Source organism: Thermosipho africanus Ob7 (assembly GCF_003351105.1).
Taxonomy (GTDB): Bacteria; Thermotogota; Thermotogae; order Thermotogales; family Fervidobacteriaceae; genus Thermosipho; species Thermosipho africanus.
Map to the genome: position 1 here is coordinate 52,629 of NZ_NKRG01000005.1, position 16,733 is coordinate 69,361.

At 29.8% G+C, this 16,733-nt stretch carries 16 protein-coding genes and 1 tRNA gene; 14 read left to right on the top strand and 3 right to left on the bottom strand.

The features are described from left to right. The 9 genes from rsxE (at window position 1) to OB7_RS06300 (ending at window position 7,970) form a co-directional block, all read left to right on the top strand. Entirely contained in the window at window positions 1-615 is a 615-nt protein-coding gene (rsxE, locus tag OB7_RS06265) for an electron transport complex subunit RsxE (protein WP_114702788.1), read from the top strand. Next, window positions 612-1,187, top strand: coding sequence for an electron transport complex subunit RsxA (rsxA, locus tag OB7_RS06270; protein WP_004102926.1), 576 nt, complete (start codon window positions 612-614; stop codon window positions 1,185-1,187). Before rsxE ends, rsxA begins: the two co-directional genes overlap by 4 nt. A gap of 46 nt (window positions 1,188-1,233) precedes the next feature. Then, window positions 1,234-1,309 (top strand) — tRNA-Gly (locus tag OB7_RS06275). 53 nt (window positions 1,310-1,362) lie between these two features. Further along, a complete protein-coding gene (locus OB7_RS10160; RefSeq protein WP_282956780.1) occupies window positions 1,363-1,986 on the top strand; it encodes an ArsB/NhaD family transporter in 624 nt (207 codons plus the stop codon). 49 nt (window positions 1,987-2,035) lie between these two features. Next, window positions 2,036-2,632 carry an ArsB/NhaD family transporter gene (locus OB7_RS10165; RefSeq protein ID WP_282956781.1) on the top strand — a complete coding sequence of 199 codons (597 nt, stop codon included), beginning with the start codon at window positions 2,036-2,038 and terminating at the stop codon, window positions 2,630-2,632. Window positions 2,633-2,652: 20 nt separating this feature from the next. Further along, complete coding sequence (locus OB7_RS06285; protein ID WP_114702789.1) at window positions 2,653-3,594, top strand: calcium/sodium antiporter; 942 nt, start codon at window positions 2,653-2,655, stop codon at window positions 3,592-3,594. A 30-nt stretch (window positions 3,595-3,624) separates the two neighbouring features. Next, window positions 3,625-4,509: a hypothetical protein gene (locus tag OB7_RS06290; protein WP_004102928.1), complete on the top strand. Its 885-nt coding sequence runs from the start codon at window positions 3,625-3,627 to the stop codon at window positions 4,507-4,509. Window positions 4,510-4,537: 28 nt separating this feature from the next. Then, window positions 4,538-5,989, top strand: a complete 1,452-nt coding sequence (guaB, locus tag OB7_RS06295) for an IMP dehydrogenase (RefSeq protein ID WP_114702790.1) — start codon at window positions 4,538-4,540, stop codon at window positions 5,987-5,989. A gap of 283 nt (window positions 5,990-6,272) precedes the next feature. Next, window positions 6,273-7,970, top strand: coding sequence for a methyl-accepting chemotaxis protein (locus OB7_RS06300; protein ID WP_114702791.1), 1,698 nt, complete (start codon window positions 6,273-6,275; stop codon window positions 7,968-7,970). Window positions 7,971-8,001: 31 nt separating this feature from the next. On the opposite strand, the gene OB7_RS06305 is transcribed toward OB7_RS06300, so the two are convergent. Further along, the gene (locus OB7_RS06305; RefSeq protein WP_004102930.1) at window positions 8,002-8,724 is read right to left on the bottom strand and encodes an SDR family NAD(P)-dependent oxidoreductase; all 723 of its coding nucleotides are present in this window, start codon (window positions 8,722-8,724) and stop codon (window positions 8,002-8,004) included. An 84-nt stretch (window positions 8,725-8,808) separates the two neighbouring features. Between OB7_RS06305 and aglB the strand changes: the two genes are divergently transcribed. Together aglB and OB7_RS06315 are read left to right on the top strand one after the other, a co-directional pair. After that, window positions 8,809-10,242, top strand: a complete 1,434-nt coding sequence (gene aglB, locus OB7_RS06310; protein WP_012580479.1) for a cyclomaltodextrinase — start codon at window positions 8,809-8,811, stop codon at window positions 10,240-10,242. A gap of 1 nt (window position 10,243) precedes the next feature. Then, window positions 10,244-10,948 carry a class I SAM-dependent DNA methyltransferase gene (locus tag OB7_RS06315; protein ID WP_114702792.1) on the top strand — a complete coding sequence of 235 codons (705 nt, stop codon included), beginning with the start codon at window positions 10,244-10,246 and terminating at the stop codon, window positions 10,946-10,948. Here the strand turns inward: OB7_RS06315 and OB7_RS06320 are convergent. Both OB7_RS06320 and OB7_RS06325 read right to left on the bottom strand, forming a co-directional pair. Then, window positions 10,921-11,847 carry a DMT family transporter gene (locus OB7_RS06320; RefSeq protein ID WP_373419053.1) on the bottom strand — a complete coding sequence of 309 codons (927 nt, stop codon included), beginning with the start codon at window positions 11,845-11,847 and terminating at the stop codon, window positions 10,921-10,923. The two genes, OB7_RS06315 and OB7_RS06320, sit on opposite strands and share 28 nt — an antisense overlap. Then, complete coding sequence (locus OB7_RS06325) at window positions 11,811-13,088, bottom strand: ArsB/NhaD family transporter (protein ID WP_004102938.1); 1,278 nt, start codon at window positions 13,086-13,088, stop codon at window positions 11,811-11,813. Before OB7_RS06325 ends, OB7_RS06320 begins: the two co-directional genes overlap by 37 nt. Before the next feature lie 227 nt (window positions 13,089-13,315). Between OB7_RS06325 and hcp the strand changes: the two genes are divergently transcribed. The 3 genes from hcp (at window position 13,316) to nadA (ending at window position 16,731) form a co-directional block, all read left to right on the top strand. Then, window positions 13,316-14,974, top strand: a complete 1,659-nt coding sequence (hcp, locus tag OB7_RS06330; RefSeq protein ID WP_004102940.1) for a hydroxylamine reductase — start codon at window positions 13,316-13,318, stop codon at window positions 14,972-14,974. 107 nt (window positions 14,975-15,081) lie between these two features. Beyond that, window positions 15,082-15,816: an aspartate dehydrogenase gene (nadX, locus tag OB7_RS06335; protein ID WP_114702793.1), complete on the top strand. Its 735-nt coding sequence runs from the start codon at window positions 15,082-15,084 to the stop codon at window positions 15,814-15,816. Window positions 15,817-15,828: 12 nt separating this feature from the next. Next, complete coding sequence (nadA, locus tag OB7_RS06340; RefSeq protein ID WP_198429592.1) at window positions 15,829-16,731, top strand: quinolinate synthase NadA; 903 nt, start codon at window positions 15,829-15,831, stop codon at window positions 16,729-16,731. The last annotated feature ends 2 nt before the right edge of the window (window positions 16,732-16,733 follow it).

Below are 16,733 nucleotides of genomic sequence, written 5' to 3' on the forward strand. Positions count from 1 at the left end.
ATGGCAAGCAGATCATGGAAAGAATTCAGTAAAGGTTTTATTGTAGAAAATCCTACTTATGTTCAAGCATTAGGAATGTGTCCAACACTTGCAACTACTACTAGCGCGAAGAATGGTTTTGGAATGGGGCTTGCTGCTACTGCTGTTTTAGTTATGTCAAATATAGTTGTTTCTCTTTTGAGAAAAGCAGTTCCTGAAAAAATAAGAATTCCAATATTTATAACTATAATTGCATCTTTTGTTACAATTGTTGATCTTTTGATGCATGCCTATGTATACGATCTTTGGAAAACATTAGGATTATTTATTCCTCTTATTGTTGTTAACTGTGTAATTATGGGTAGAGCAGAGTCATTTGCATCAAAGAATAATGTTTGGTATTCAATGTTAGATGGTCTTGGAATGGGTCTTGGCTTTACAGCAAGTTTAACTCTTTTAGGTGCAATTAGAGAATTGCTTGGAAGTGGTACATTATTTGATGTAAAAATTTGGGGTAAAGCATTTAATGTGTTTATCATGATTCTTCCCCCTGGTGCTTATTTGACATTAGGTTTACTTGCTGCACTTTTTGCATATATAGGTATGAAGAGGAAAGAAAGGGGGAACACTAAATGAAGATTTTTTTGATACTATTATCAGCAATGCTTGTTAATAACTATGTTTTTATGAGATTTTTAGGTATTTGTCCGTTTTTAGGTGTGTCTAAAAAAATGGATACAGCCGTTGGAATGGGTCTTGCAGCAACATTTGTTCTTGTAATGTCCTCTACAATTTCTTGGTTTGTTGATAGACTTTTAATATCACTTGGCCTTGAATTTTTAAGAACAATTGCGTTTATTTTGGTTATTGCATCGTTTGTTCAATTTGTTGAATTGTTTTTAAAGAAAAATAATCCAAACTTGTATGATGCACTTGGAATATTTCTTCCACTCATTACCACAAATTGTATAATATTGGGTGTTGCCCTTATAAATAGTATGAATAATTACAATCTTTTAGAAACAATTTTTAATTCTCTTGGTGCGGGGCTTGGTTTTCTTTTAGCATTAATAATATTTAGTGCAATTCGTGAAAAATTGGAATTATATGATTTACCAAAACCATTTGAAGGACTTCCAATTGCGTTGATTACAGCATCTTTGTTGTCTTTAGCATTTATGGGATTCCAGGGTATGATAAAGTTATAAAACTTGAAAATATAAATGGTATTTGATATAATAAAAATGTAATTGAGCGGGTGTAGCTCAGGTGGTAGAGCATCAGCTTCCCAAGCTGAGGGCCGCGGGTTCGAGTCCCGTCGCCCGCTCCAACGGGGCTTAAAAGCCCTGTTTTTTTTAATAGACAACATTGGGAGGTAATACTTTGACTATAGATGCAATTATCTCTTTATTTATTTTTGTTGTTGTATATTATTTAATAATTTCTGAAAAAGTTCATAGATCAATTTCTGTAGTTTTAGGTGCTTTTATCTTAACTTTTTTTGGAGTATTTGAAGATCCTGATTACTTGTTTAAAAATTATGTTGATTTTGATACTATTTTTCTCTTAATTGGAATGATGCTTCTTGTTTCTGCTGTTAAAAGTACTGGTTTTTTTGAATATGTAGCTTTTAAACTGATTCATTTTTCTAAAAATTCATTTTTATCTATTTTTATTCTTTTAAACTTTTTTGTAGCATTTTTTTCGGCCTTTGTAGATAATGTAACCACAATAATGATTTTTATTCCAATAACACTTGCAGTTGCTGATGCCGCGGGTATTGATCCTACCTTTTTTGTTCTCTCAGAGGTTTTTAGTTCTAATATTGGTGGTACAGCTACACTAATAGGTGATCCCCCAAATATTTTAATTGGAAATGCAGCAAGGCTTACTTTTAATGATTTTATACTGAATACTTCTCCAGCCACATTAATAACTTGGGGAACTATTATTTTATATTTTGTATTAAAAAATAAAAAATATTTGAAAAAAAAATATAAGTTTTGAATTTTCTGCTATTGAAATTACAAAAAGTAATTTAATTAAATCTACAGTTTTGTTGATTAGTGTAATAATTTTATTTACAATTCAAGAAAAAATAGGAGTGCATAGTTCAGTCATAGCATTTGGAATGGGTTTTTTATCGATTTTGGTTATTGATCCAAAAAATGTTGAAAAACATTTTGGTGAAATTGAGTGGGGCACTATATTTTTCTTTATAGGTTTGTTTATAATAACAGGTGCGCTTGAAGATACTGGGATTTTAAAAAATTTAGCAATGATTTTAAGCAAAAATTTTGGAAGTACACCAAAATTATTTGGAATGTTTCTGATTATTATGTCATTTGTAGTTAGTGGATTTTTTGATAATATTCCATTTACTGCGACAATGATTCCTGTAATTAAGATGCTTCCTTCAATTAACTCTACTTTTGTTAATCTAAATCCTTATTGGTGGGCTTTATCTCTTGGTGTATGTTTTGGAGGAAATCTTACACAAATTGGTGCATCTGCAAATATTGTTGCAATTACCATGCTATTAAAATATTCAAAAAGATCTGTTTCTTTTAAAGAGTATATGAAATTTTCTCTTATACCATCATTAATTTCTTTGATAATTTCTATAGCATATGTTGAATTTAGATATTTTTAATTGGGGAGGTCTTAAAAAATATGTTTTGGACTTTTATAGGGCTTATTATTGGTATTATTTTGCTAATTAAAGGAGCAGATTGGCTTGTAGAAGGAGCGGTATCTGTAGCTTTAAATTTGGGTGTTTCAAAAATGGTTGTTGGTCTTTCAGTTGTTGCTTTTGGAACATCATTGCCAGAACTTGTCGCTTCGTTAGTTGCAGTTTTTAAAGGTTATTCAAGTGTTTCAATTTCAAATGTAGTTGGAAGTAATATTGCTAATATTTCGCTTGCTCTTGCCTTGTCGGCTTTATTTGTTTCAATTCCTATAAAAAAGCAAACCATACGCGCTGAAATGCCCTTCATGCTTATTTCAACTCTTACTTTCACTGCGCTATTTTTGAAAGATTACAATTTAGTTTGGAACTATGGAATAGTGTTTTTATTATTGATGATTATCTATATATACTATCTTATAACTAGTGCAAAAGAAATTGTTCAAGAAGAATTTGAAGAAGAAGTTAAAGAAGTTAAGAGTACATGGTTTTCTATATTTTTAATTGTTTTAGGTGTAGTTGGAGTTTCTGTTGGTGGAGAAATGACAATTAGAAATGTTGTAAAAATTGCAGAGCTTTTTAATCTTAGTGAAACCTTCGTTGGTTTAACTATAGTTGCTGTTGGAACGTCATTGCCTGAAATTGTTGTTAGTGTTATTTCGACAGTAAAAGGTGAAAATGATATTTTAGTTGGAAATATAGTGGGAAGTAATGTTTTTAATATTTTACTGATACTAGGTGTTAGCTCGTTGTTTGGAAATTTAATTGTTGATGTTAATAATTTTACAATTGATCTTATAGTTATGAATTTAATGGCTGTATTATTGTTTGTTTTTTCAATCTTTAGAAAGAGAATATTTAGATTTGAAGCAGTAGTATTTCTTAGCATGTATTTTTACTATCTCTACCAAATAATTTTAAGAAGATAAATTTCATTTTACTTTTTCGGAGGTGTAAAAATGCCTATTTATAGAGTTAATGATGTTACAAACGATGAGCGAATAAATGACTATTTGAAACTAAATGAGAAAGATGATATTAAAGGAATTAGTTTTGGAGTTTTGCCTCAAAAAGAGACTTTATTTCCATCTATTGAAGATATTGTTTATGATTCGCCAGATGAAATTATTGAAACTTTAGAAGAAGCAGATTTTAGTGGATGTGAAGGTGACGCAGGAGATTGTGTTATGAATTTTTTAGAAAGTTTGTCGGATGAAGATTATGTAAAATTTTTACGTAATTTTATTATTAACTTCAATGAAGTCTATTCTGAAATAGTTTATTTTAACTATGATGAAGTTTTGAGTGATGAAGATATAAAAGATTTTCTGCTTGAAAATATAGAGAGCATAATTGAGGAATGTCATTATAAAGAACTTGATGATGAAGAAGATGAAAGTTATTTGTTTGAACAATTAGATGATGATGAAATGTTAGAAACAATAGAGGAATTTTCTGGGGATATTGAATCAATTAAAATTGGATCCTTAGATGCTTTATTTTGGGGAAATGAAGAAAAATTGAGTAAAGAAACAAAAGAAATTTTAGAAAAATTAGATGCAGAAAGATATGAGATTAATAGAGATCTTGTAGTAGTTTATACAAATTATTTCATGGAAAATTTTGCTGAAAAAGTGGGAGAAATTTTGGTTGAAATTTTTGAAGATGGAGATTGGCCCGAGGAGATTTGGACTAGAAATGCTGTAAACAGGATGTTTAATTTGGCATTTGATAAGATTTGGCAACATATGGATGAAATAGAATCATATATAGCAGAAAACTTATCAAATGATTATCTTTATGCATTATCAAGAGCGTTTGTTGCAACATTAGAAGAATTTTAATATAAAAACTGAAAGCGGGGGTGTATCTATGAGAGAAGCATTAACATTTGATGATGTTTTGTTGGTACCAGGTTATAGTGAAGTTTTACCAGCACAAGTAGATGTAACTACTAGACTTACCAGAAAAATTGAACTTAAAATACCACTTTTAAGTGCGGCTATGGATACTGTAACTGAGGCAGAGCTTGCAAAAGCTATAGCTAGAGAAGGTGGAATTGGTATAATACACAAGAATATGACGATTGAAGAACAAGCACATCAAGTTAAAATAGTTAAAAGAACAGAAAATGGAATAATTGATGACCCAGTTACTATATTGCCGAATGTAACAGTTGAAGAAGCTGATAAAATAATGGCAGAATATAAAATTGGAGGATTGCCTGTTGTAGATGAAAATAATAAACTTTTGGGGTTAATTACAAACAGAGATATCCGTTTTGAAAGAAATCCAAAAAGACAAGTATCTGAATTAATGACACCAAAAGATAAATTAGTAATTGCAAAAAAAGGAATTTCCATTGAAGCGGCTAGAGATATTTTACATGAAAACAAAATTGAAAAACTTCCTCTTATTAATGAAGATGGTACGCTGGCAGGATTAATTACTATAAAAGATATTAAGAGTGTAGTTGAACATCCGAATGCATCAAGAGATTCAAAAGGGAGATTGTTAGTTGGCGCAGCAGTTGGAACAAGTGAAGATACTCTTATTAGAGTTGAAGCATTAGTAAAAGCCGGAGTAGATGTAATAGTTATCGATACCGCACATGGTCATTCTAAAAAAGTAATTGAAACTTTAAAAATGGTAAAGAGAGAATTTCCAGATCTTCAGGTGATTGCTGGTAATGTAGCAACAGCTCAAGCAACAGAAGAGTTAATTAAAAATGGTGCAGACGCTGTAAAGGTTGGAATTGGCCCGGGTTCAATTTGTACAACAAGAGTTGTTGCAGGAATAGGAGTTCCACAGCTTACTGCAATAATGGATTGTGTGGAGGTTGCAAAAAAATATGATGTGCCAATTATAGCAGATGGTGGTATTAGATTTTCTGGTGATATTGTAAAAGCATTAGCTGCAGGTGCTGAAACAGTTATGTTAGGAAGTATATTTGCAGGTACTGAGGAAGCACCAGGAGAGACTATATTATATCAAGGAAGAAAGTATAAATCATATAGAGGCATGGGATCACTTGGAGCGATGAGCAGAGGTAGTGCAGATAGATATTTTCAAAGCGGAAATCAAAAATTTATACCTGAAGGTGTAGAAGGGATGGTTCCTTTTAAAGGTAATGTAAAAGATGTTGTTTATCAATTGATTGGCGGATTAAGATCAGGTATGGGATATGTTGGAGCTGCAAATATTAAAGAACTTCAGCAAAAAGCTCAATTTATAAAAATAACACCTGCCTCTGTAAAAGAAAGCCATCCACATGACATAATTGTTACTAAAGAGCCACCAAATTATTGGTCAAAGAATATATAATCAAAATTTGAATAAAAATAATATTTTAAAACCAGCACTCGGTGCTGGTTTTATTTTATTTAATTAATAATATAGTTTTAATTAAAGTTTTTATAAGTTTAGTTAATATCGGATAATTTTTTTATTATTTTTACTTTTTTAATCTAAAGTTTATCTTAATATAGTAACCTGTTTGTAAAATAGTTAACTTTGCGTTAATTAAATTGATTATTTTTTGATATAATAATATCAGTATTTAATTTCTTAACATACAAATAAACTTACTTTCAAAGGAGGTATTAAGATGAAATTTAGAAGCTTAACTCAGTTAATCTTAACTATTGTTTTAGTATCAGCTTTGGTTTTGACATTTTCCTTGTTATTAGCTAATTTTTTGATTACAAAGAATGAGCTAACGGATTTGAAAGTAGATGCGGTAAAAAATGTTGTGGATAGTGCTTATGGAATTATAGAAAATATATACAATATGGAAAAATCTGGTCAAATAACTCATGAAGAGGCTATTAAATTGATTAAGAAATACGTAGGTTCTATGAAATTTGAAGGTAGTAATTACGTATTTATATTTGATAAAAACTATGTTGGAATTGTTCATCCTACTTTAGAAGGTAAAAAAGCTGATAATGTGAAAGATCCAAATGGTAAATATGTGTTAGTTGATTTAGTTGAAGGTGCAAGAAAAAATGGTGAATTTGTTTACAATTATATTTGGAATAAGCCTTCTATTAATAAAGAAGTTGGGAAAGTTGCATATGCAAGATGGTTTGAACCATATAAATTTATGATTGGTGCAGGTTTATATGATGATGATATTCAAAAATATTTAAACAGTATCATTATACCAAATATTATAATTTCGGTGATAATTATTCTGGTAATATTTGTTATTGTATTATTTATTGGTAAGAAAATTAAAAAGGATGTAGAAAAAGTTGTTAAGTTAGCATCAGATGTTGCAGATGGTAATTTAACAGAAAAGGTTGAAGTTGAAAGAAAAGATGAAATTGGTAAAATCGCACAAATGCTTAACAATATGGTTGATGGATTAAGGAATATAGTTAATGAATTGAATAATAATTCAAAAACTGTAGAAGTTTCATCAAAAAATTTGAGAGAAGTTTCAGAAGAACAGGAACAAGTTGCACGAAATGTTGTAAGCACATTTGAAAAAATAGTTGCAGAATCTCAAAATATTTCCGCTTCACTTGAAGAAATTAATTCAAGCATTGAGGAAGTTGCAGCAAGTGCTCAGAATGTTTCAAAATCATCCATGGATCTTTCAGAAAGAGCAAATGAAATCTCACAAAACGTACAATCTGGAACAGAATCTGTTAATAAAGTATATGAACTAATAGAAAAAGGATATTCAGAAATTTTAAGCACTGCAAATATGGTATCTGAATTATCTACATCGGCTGCAAATATAAGTGAAATTTTGGAAACTATTAATCAAATTTCTGAGCAAACAAATTTACTTGCATTGAATGCAGCAATTGAAGCAGCAAGGGCCGGAGAAGCAGGAAAAGGATTTGCAGTTGTTGCGGATGAAATAAGAAAACTTGCTGAAGAAAGTAAAGCAGCAACAGAAAATATAGGAAAAATTCTTGAAGGAATAAGGAATAATGCAGAAAAGGTAAACATAAATACTAAAAAAACAGTTGATAGTATTAAAGAAGCTTCAGATTTTTCGAGAGTTGTTAAAGAACAGCTAGAAAACATTGAAAATGAAATATTTAATATTACAAATATGATAAATAATACTGCCGCAGCTGCGCAAGAGCAAAGTGCAGCAGCTGAAGAAATGTCTAGCGCAGTGGATAGTACAACAAGAACTCTTATGGAAGAAGTTGATGAGATTGAAAGAAGTAAACAGATGATTGATAATCTTGAAAAAGGTGTTCAGAACATAGCCTCACTAAGTGAAGAATTAGGAGAGGTAGTAAATTCAATGGACAGTGTGATAAAGAAATTTAAAATATAGTTTAGTTTAAGGCCCCTTAGTTTAAGGGGCCTTAAATATATATCATTTTTTTAGTCATTCCACCATCAATAACTATATTTTGTCCGGTTATAAATCCCGACTTTTTTTCATTTGCAAGAAATAATGCAAGTTCTAAAATATCATTTGGTGTACCTGCTCTGCCAACAAGATGTTGCATATGTTCTTCTTGACTTATTTGCTCGCCTTCATGAAGTATCCATCCTGGACTAATTGCATTAACTCTAATATTGGGGCCTAATGAATTTGCAAGTGCATGTGTAAGTCCAATGATTCCTGCTTTTGAAGCACTATATGCTTCATTACCTTTTTCAGACATAATAGCTCTTGTTGATGCAATATTTATAATAGAACCTTTTCCTGAGGTTTTGAGTATTAGTGGTACACCGTATTTTGTAATTAGAAAATACCCAGTGAGATTTACTTTAATTACTTTTTCCCATTCTTCCAATGTAATTTCAAGAAAATTTTTAAAGTTTGAAATTGCTGCGTTGTTAATTATTACATCTAATCTTTTAAAGTTTTTTTCTATATATTCTATGAATTTTATAACATCTTTTTCATTAGACACATCACCGAAAAATTTTAAAAGATTTCCATTTTCCGGTAATTTATCAAGTAATTCTTTGTTGTGATCTATTACAGCAACTTTGTAGCCGTTATTTAGAAAACCTATTGCAAGGCTTTTCCCAATATTTCTTGCACCACCAGTTATTAAAGCAACTTTATTTTCCAATGGAAATCACCTCCTTAAATCTTTAAAAAATTTTTTTCTATGTTATACTCTTTAATGTAATTTTTAAAATTGGAGGTATTAAATATGAAGCATTTATTTCCAATACCATCTTGGGTATATGATACCGTAATTTATCAAATTTTTCCAGATAGATTTTTTATAGGAAAAGGAAAAACTGTTGAGGATAAACGTCATTTGTACGAAAAACGCGGAGGTAAAATTGAAAAATGGGGAATTTCTCCAAAAAGATCAAACGATGGTTCTCACGTAAAAATATTTTATGGCGGTGATTTATGGGGAATTTCTGAAAAAATAGAATATTTGAAAGATTTAGGGGTAAATGCAATTTATTTAACTCCGATATTTATGGCACAGTCAAATCATAAATACGATACGATGGATTATTTTAAAGTTGATCCCCAATTTGGGGGGTTAAAGGCATTAAAAAATTTAATAAATAACTTACATAATAATAATATGAAGCTTATTCTTGATGGGGTTTTCAATCATGTTGGAAAAGAGCATGTTTTGTTTAGAAAAGCTTTAAAAGGTAGTAAAAAGTATAGAAATATGTTTGTATTTTATGAAAATCATTACAGAGGTTGGTGGGGTACTAGGAGTTTACCAGAACTTGTTTTAGAGGAAACAGTTGTTAAAGAATATATTTCTAAAATTCTTTGGAAATATTTAGAGCTTGGTATTGATGGTTGGCGTCTTGATTGTGGGCAAGATTTGGGACCTGAAATGAATAGATTTATAACTGCGAAAGTAAAAGAATTTTCTTCGGAAAAATATGTTGTAAGTGAGCTATGGACGTATCCGTCGTATTGGAGTATGGTCGATGGAATAATGAACTATCACTTCAGAGAAAATGTAATTTCATATTTAAATGATAAAAATCCAAATTGTGGATTTTACATTGAAAAAGCATATAAAGAAACTGAAAATATTCATGCATGTTGGAATATGCTTGATAGTCATGATAGCGAAAGGCTTTCTACAGTTTTAAGAGATAAATTTCAGAGAAAAGCTGCGGTTTTACTGCAATTTACATATCCTGGTGTTCCAGTAATTTATTATGGAACAGAAATTGGTATTGATGGCGGTAATGATCCAGAATGTAGAAAAACAATGGAGTGGGATAGAAAGAAATGGGATAATGAACTAAGAGAATTCTATAAAAAATTGATTTATTTAAGAAAGAGAGAACCTGCTCTAAGATATGGTGGTTTTGAGCTTTTATCAAATGAGCCATTAATATTTATGAGAAAATCTCAAATGGTATTAGATAATATTATTGTTTATGTAAACAAAAATGATAAAGAAATTGAAATGGTAGTAAATGTTCCTGATGGAAGAATATTAAGTGGAACAGAATTTGTTGATCTATTATCAGAAGAAAAATTTTATGTTTCTGGTGGAACACTAAAATTATATATGAAAGGTCGCAGTTTTGGAGTGCTAAAGATAAATAATAAAATAGTCCGAAACTATGATCAATATAAAAGGATAAGATAATATGATGAAATCATATGAATACTATGACAGAATAGCTTATATGTATGATGAAATGTATAATAACAAGAAATGGTTAACATTGCGAAAGGCTGTAGAGCATTATATGGATAAAATAATAAATATGAAAAGTGCTAGAGTTCTTGATGTTGGAAGTGGAACTGGTTATTGGCTTGAATATTTTTTAAATAAGGGTTTTTCTGTGTATGCTCTTGAGCCATCTTCAAAAATGATAGAGTTTGCCAAGGAAAAGTTTAAAGATAAAGTAAAATACTTCAATACTACTATAGAAAGTTTTGACAGTGATGATAAGTTCGATATTTTAAATATTCAGGGAGATGTATTAAGTTATGTTGAAGACTTAGATTTAGTTATGAAAAAACTCTCTAATATTATTAACAAAGATGGATTGTTATTTGCGACGGTAGATAGTTATTACTATATGAGAAAGTTAGTGAAGAAATATGGAAGTAGACGTGAAATGGAAATATTTGAAAAGTATCATATAACTACTGTTGGTTCACAATACGGGGTTTTTAATTCTAGATGTTTTACATTAGAAGATATAAAAGAACTTGAAAAATATGGTTTTCAAGTTTTAGAAATTCGTGGTTGTGGTTATTCGGATAATTTAGAAAAAGAAATTGAAAAGTCATATAATATTGTGCTTGGAGAACATATTTATTTTTCACTACGATATTTAAAATAATTTACTCCCCAAACACCTAATATAATAAGCGACATTCCAATAATATGATTAAAGGTTATTCTTTCGTGTCTAATAAAAAATCCAGCAATAACGGAGACAACAGTAGTTAAATTTGAAAATATTGATGATTGAACAGGAGAAACTTTTGAAAGCATATAGTTTATTAAAAAGAATGCAATTGTTGATGAAAAAATGCCCAGGTATATGGCCGAGATAAAAACATTTTTATTTGATATTACATTATAATTTAATTCTCTGTTTATTAAAGCAAGAATTGTAAAAAAAATCCAACCAGTTATCATCATAACGAACGTTACTTCTTGTGGTGAAAATTCTTTAGAAAAATATTTTGATGCAAAATTGTAAAAAACAGCAGAAAACACAGCAAACAAGATTAAAATCTTTCCTTTAAATCCTTCATTAACATTTAATCCCATTATTAGTAGTACACCAGAAAAACTTAAAAATACAAATAAGTAATTTATTTTGGGAACTTTTTCTTTCAAAATAAACGGTGATAAAAATGTTATAAAAATTGGTATTGTAGCAATTAAAATTCCTGCTTCAGATGAACTAGCAAATTTTAAACCGTTTGTTTCAAAAATAAAATATAGAATCGGTTGAAAAAAAGCAACGATAAGTAATTTATATAATTTTTTGGTATTTTTAATCTTTATTATTTTTAAAGCAAATAATATTAAAAATGATAAAGATGCAAATAAAAATCTTATTGATAGAAAGTTATATGGAGTTGTAAAATCAAGTGCATTTTTTGTAAATAAAAATGAAAGCCCGAAAATTACTGACATTGCAATTCCTGAGATTATAACCTTTATATTAACTCTCTCCTTTCGTTGTAATTTTATAATTTTAACAAAAGATATAGATAAAGTGATGATACTAATAGTCCTAATGTTGCAATTTTCATACCGAGTTTCATAAATTTAGCAAATTTTATTTTTCTATTAAAATTGTTTTCTATCATTCCAACTATAACCATATTTGATGCAGCACCACTAATAGTACCATTACCACCAAAGCTTGCCCCTAAAGCTAGGGCCCACCATAGAAGATCGCTATTAGGAAAAGTTCCAACTAGTGCTTTTGCAATAGGTATGAAAATAGTTACAACTGGTACAGCCCCCATAAATGCTGCTAATATGCCTGACCCCCAAAGTACAATTAATATTAAAATATAGGGGTGTGAAGTAAAATTAAATATTAAATTTGTTATATCTTGAATAACATGAACATCTTCAAGTGCCTTTACAATTGCAAAAAGCCCTACAAAGAAGAATAGTGTATCCCATTCTATTTCACTTGAAATCTCATCAAAGTCTTTTTTTGATATCATTAACATTACTGCACTACCAGTTAAGGCTATAAGAGCAGCTTCATAATCGAGGTATTCATGTATGAAAAATCCAACGATAACTAGTACGAAAATTAATAGTCCTTTTTTCAATAAATTATAATCAACTATGGCTTTTTTAGGATCGGATTCCATAACTATGTTTAATTTATCTTTTTTTACAAGTTTGAGTTCTTTAAGAGTGTATAAAAAATACAAAATTGTTAGAAAAAGAGAAATTAATGAAGGAACAATCATAACTAGTAGAAATTTTAAAAAACTTGTTCCAGAAGCACTACCAACTAAGATATTTGGAGGATCACCTATCATAGTAGCAGTACCACCTATATTAGCTGCAAAAATCATAGGAAATAAAAAAGTTTCTGGTTTTATTTCAATTTCCTGACAGATATATATAATAATTGGAGAAAACAGTAATAAAGTAGTTACATTATCTAAAACACTAGATAATATTGCAACTGCTATTAATGTAGAAACAAATATATATATAAGATTTCCGTTAGACTTTTTAACTATATATATCGCTATTGCCTGAAATAATCCAGTTGTTTTAAGTATGCCTACAATTATCATCATTCCAAGTAAAATACCTAATGTATTAAAATCTATAAAGCTCCCAACATTAGACACACGCAAAGTATCTGAAACTTTAACTAGAGAAATTAATAGGCCCATGCTAAAAGCGATTACTGCTTTGTTTCCTTTTCCAAAAATAATTAAATAATATGTCAAAAAGAAAATAACTAATGATATGATTTTAGGAATCATATTTTTACACCTTCTTGGAAAAATAATTCTGTATATTGTAGTTGTATTTTTTGGCTATTGTCTCATATGTTTGGTCCCAGATTTTACATCATTATTATACCATTATTATTTTTAGCAGATAGAAAATTTAAAAAACTTCTTTTTCCGTAACTAATGTTACAGACATTAGTAATTTAGTCTAGTATAATTAAATTGAAAACGCTACAATGAAAATGGAGGTGAAAGGTATGTTTTGTTTTCAATGTTCTGAAGCATCAAAGGGTATAGGTTGTACAACAATTGGTGTATGTGGCAAAAAACCAGAAGTCGCTACACTACAAGATATGTTAATTTGGGTTACTAAGGGTCTTTCATATTGGAGCCTTAAAGCAAAAGATTTAGGCATAAAAGATGACGAGGCAAATCTATTTGTTGCTGAAGCATTATTTGCAACAATTACTAATGTTAACTTTTCAGCAGAGAGAATTTCAAAATTTATTGACAGGGCAATTGAGCTTAGAGACAGAGTTAGAGAGAAGTTTTTAAAATCATATGAAGAAAAATATGGAAAGAAGTTTAACGAAGATATTCCAGAGGCTGCTGATTGGTTTGAAAATGGTGGAAAAGATGTTTATCTTAAAAAAGGAGAGCAAGTTGGAGTTTTATCAGAAGAAAATGAAGATGTAAGGTCGTTAAAAGAGTTTTTAATTTATGGATTAAAAGGCATAGCAGCATATGCAGATCATGCATATATATTAAAATACACTAAAGATGAGATTTTGTATTTCATTGAAAAAGGTCTAGTAGAAACATTAAGAAAGGATATTACTGCTGATGAATTGCAATCGCTTGTTTTGGAAGCTGGAAAATATGCAGTTGAAGTTATGGCATTACTTGATCAAGCAAATACCTCAACTTTTGGGCATCCTGAAATTACAGAAGTGTATACTGGAACATATAATGCACCTGCAATTTTAGTTAGTGGACATGATTTACTTGACCTTGAAGAATTACTCAAACAAACTGAAGGAACAGGTATAATGGTTTATACGCATGGAGAAATGCTTCCTGCACATGCATATCCTAAGCTAAAAAAATATAAACATCTTGCTGGAAATTTTGGTAGTGCATGGTGGAAACAAACAGAAGAATTTGAAGAATTTGGTGGAGCAATTTTAATGACTACAAATTGCTTGGTACCACCAAAAGATAGTTATAAAGATAGAGTATTTACAACGGGACTAGTTGGCTTTGATGGAGTATCTCATATTCCAAATAGAGTTGATGGACAACCAAAAGATTTTACGCCTGTAATAAAAAAAGCTCTTGAACTAGGACCAATACCAGAGAGAAAAGGGAAGAAAATTATTATAGGTTTTGCAAGAAATCAGGTAGAGAAGGTATTAGATTCAGTTTTAAAAGCTGTAAACGAAGGAAAAATAAAAAAATTCTTTGTAATGGCAGGTTGTGATGGAAGATTGAGAGCAAGAGAATATTACACAGAATTTGCACTAAAATTACCAAAAGATACTGTCATTCTTACAGCAGGATGTGCAAAGTATAGATATAACATGCTTGATTTAGGAGATATTGATGGAATTCCTAGAGTTTTGGACGCAGGACAATGTAACGATTCATACTCTTTAGCGGTTACTGCATTAAAACTTAAGGAAATATTAAATGTAGATGATATTAACGAACTTCCAATAGAATATAACATTGCTTGGTATGAGCAAAAAGCTGTAGCAGTTTTACTCGCACTACTTTATCTTGGAGTTAGAAAGATAAAACTTGGACCAGTACTTCCCGCATTTCTTTCCAAAAATGTTTTGAATGTTGTTGTAGAAAAATTCAATATTTCAACAATTTCAACTGTTGAAGATGATATGAAACAAATGCTTGCATAAGAATTTTTTATTCTAAAATTGGCGCTCGTTTTCGAGCGCCTTTTATTTTTTTATTATATTGACAGATGTAATTTACAAGTGTAAAATTAAAAATGGAGGTGTTGAGAATGAAGCCATTATTTCTAGGATTTGGAAATGCAGCAAATGTTATTTTAAAAGAGCTGGAAGGTTATATTCAAGATTTTTATTACTTTGATGAGAAAAATGTCGCAAGTTCTAATGGGAAAAAACTTGAAAAATTTTTAATTCCAAATGATTGTTCATTTGTAGTTGAATGTGCATCTGTTGAGGCGGTAAAAGAATATTATAGAGACATAATTATTTCAAATAAGGACTTTTACATTTTGAGTACAGGTGCTTTTGCTGATGAAAATTTTAGGAATGAATTTTTTAGATTGTTAAAAAATTCAACTTCTAAGATTTATATTCCTTCTGGAGCAATAGGTGGAATAGATGTAATTAATGCAATAAAGGAATATATTGAAAAGGTTGTTTTAAGAACTCGCAAACCTCCTAAAGCTTTTTCAAGGGACGATAAAGAAAAGGTGTTAATTTTTAGTGGAGATAGTATAGAGGCAATTAAGAGATTTCCAAAAAATACAAATGTTTCTGTTACCCTTGCCCTTTCTGTGGGAGATTTTAGAAAAGTTCATGTTGAAATTTATTCTGATCCAAAAGTAGAAAAGAATATTCATGAAGTTGAAGTTGTATCAAGTGTTGGGAATTATAAATTTATTTTTTCAAATAATCCTTCAAATAATCCAAAAACAAGTTTATTAGCTCCATTATCTCTTGCAGCATTAATAAAGAAAAATTTTGAAAATGTTAAGATAGGAGGATAGAAAATGGAGAAAATACAGGAAAAGATCAGAAAGCTTGCAAAAGAAAAAGGTTATACGATTTTGGCACATAACTATCAAATAAAAGAAATACAAGAAATTGCAGATCACTTAGGTGATTCATTGCAGCTTGCAAGACTTGCAACTAAACTTAATGCTGAAAAAATTTTGTTTTTGGGTGTAGATTTTATGGCAGAAACTATAAAAATGTTAAATCCTGAGAAAAAAGTTATAGTTCCAGTGAAAGCAGCAACTTGTCCTATGGCAAATTCTTTGGACCCAGAAATGATTATTGAAGCTAAGAAAAAATATAACGCGCCATTTGTTATATATGTAAATAGTACGATGAAATCAAAAATGTATGCAGACGTTGCATGTACTTCTGCTAATGCAGTAGAGATAGTTAAAAAATTAAATAGCGATGTAGTTCTTTTTGGACCTGACAAAAATCTTGCAGCATATGTAGCCCGAAAAACTGGTAAAAAAGTTATTCCTGTGCCTGGAGAAACTGGCTACTGTTATGTGCATAATTATATAAAGATTGATGATGTTTTAAAATTAAAACAGAAGTATCCAGATGCCAAGGTAATTTCACATCCGGAGGTTCCTGAAGAAATTCAAAAAGTATCTGATTATATAGGTAGTACTTCTCAAATGGAAAAAATTCCTGGAGAAATTGAAGATAAAAAATTCATAATTGTTACAGAAAAAGATATGGTTAATAAATTAAAAAATAAGTATAAAGAAAAAGAATTTATACCAGTAGATACAGCTATTTGCAATAACATGAAGAAAAATACACTCAAAAATGTTTTAAAAGCTTTGGAAAATGAGGAGTTTGAAATAGAAATTGATAAAGAAATTGCAGATAAGGCAGTCTTGCCTATTAAAAAGATGTTTGAGCTAATGGAGGCATAATT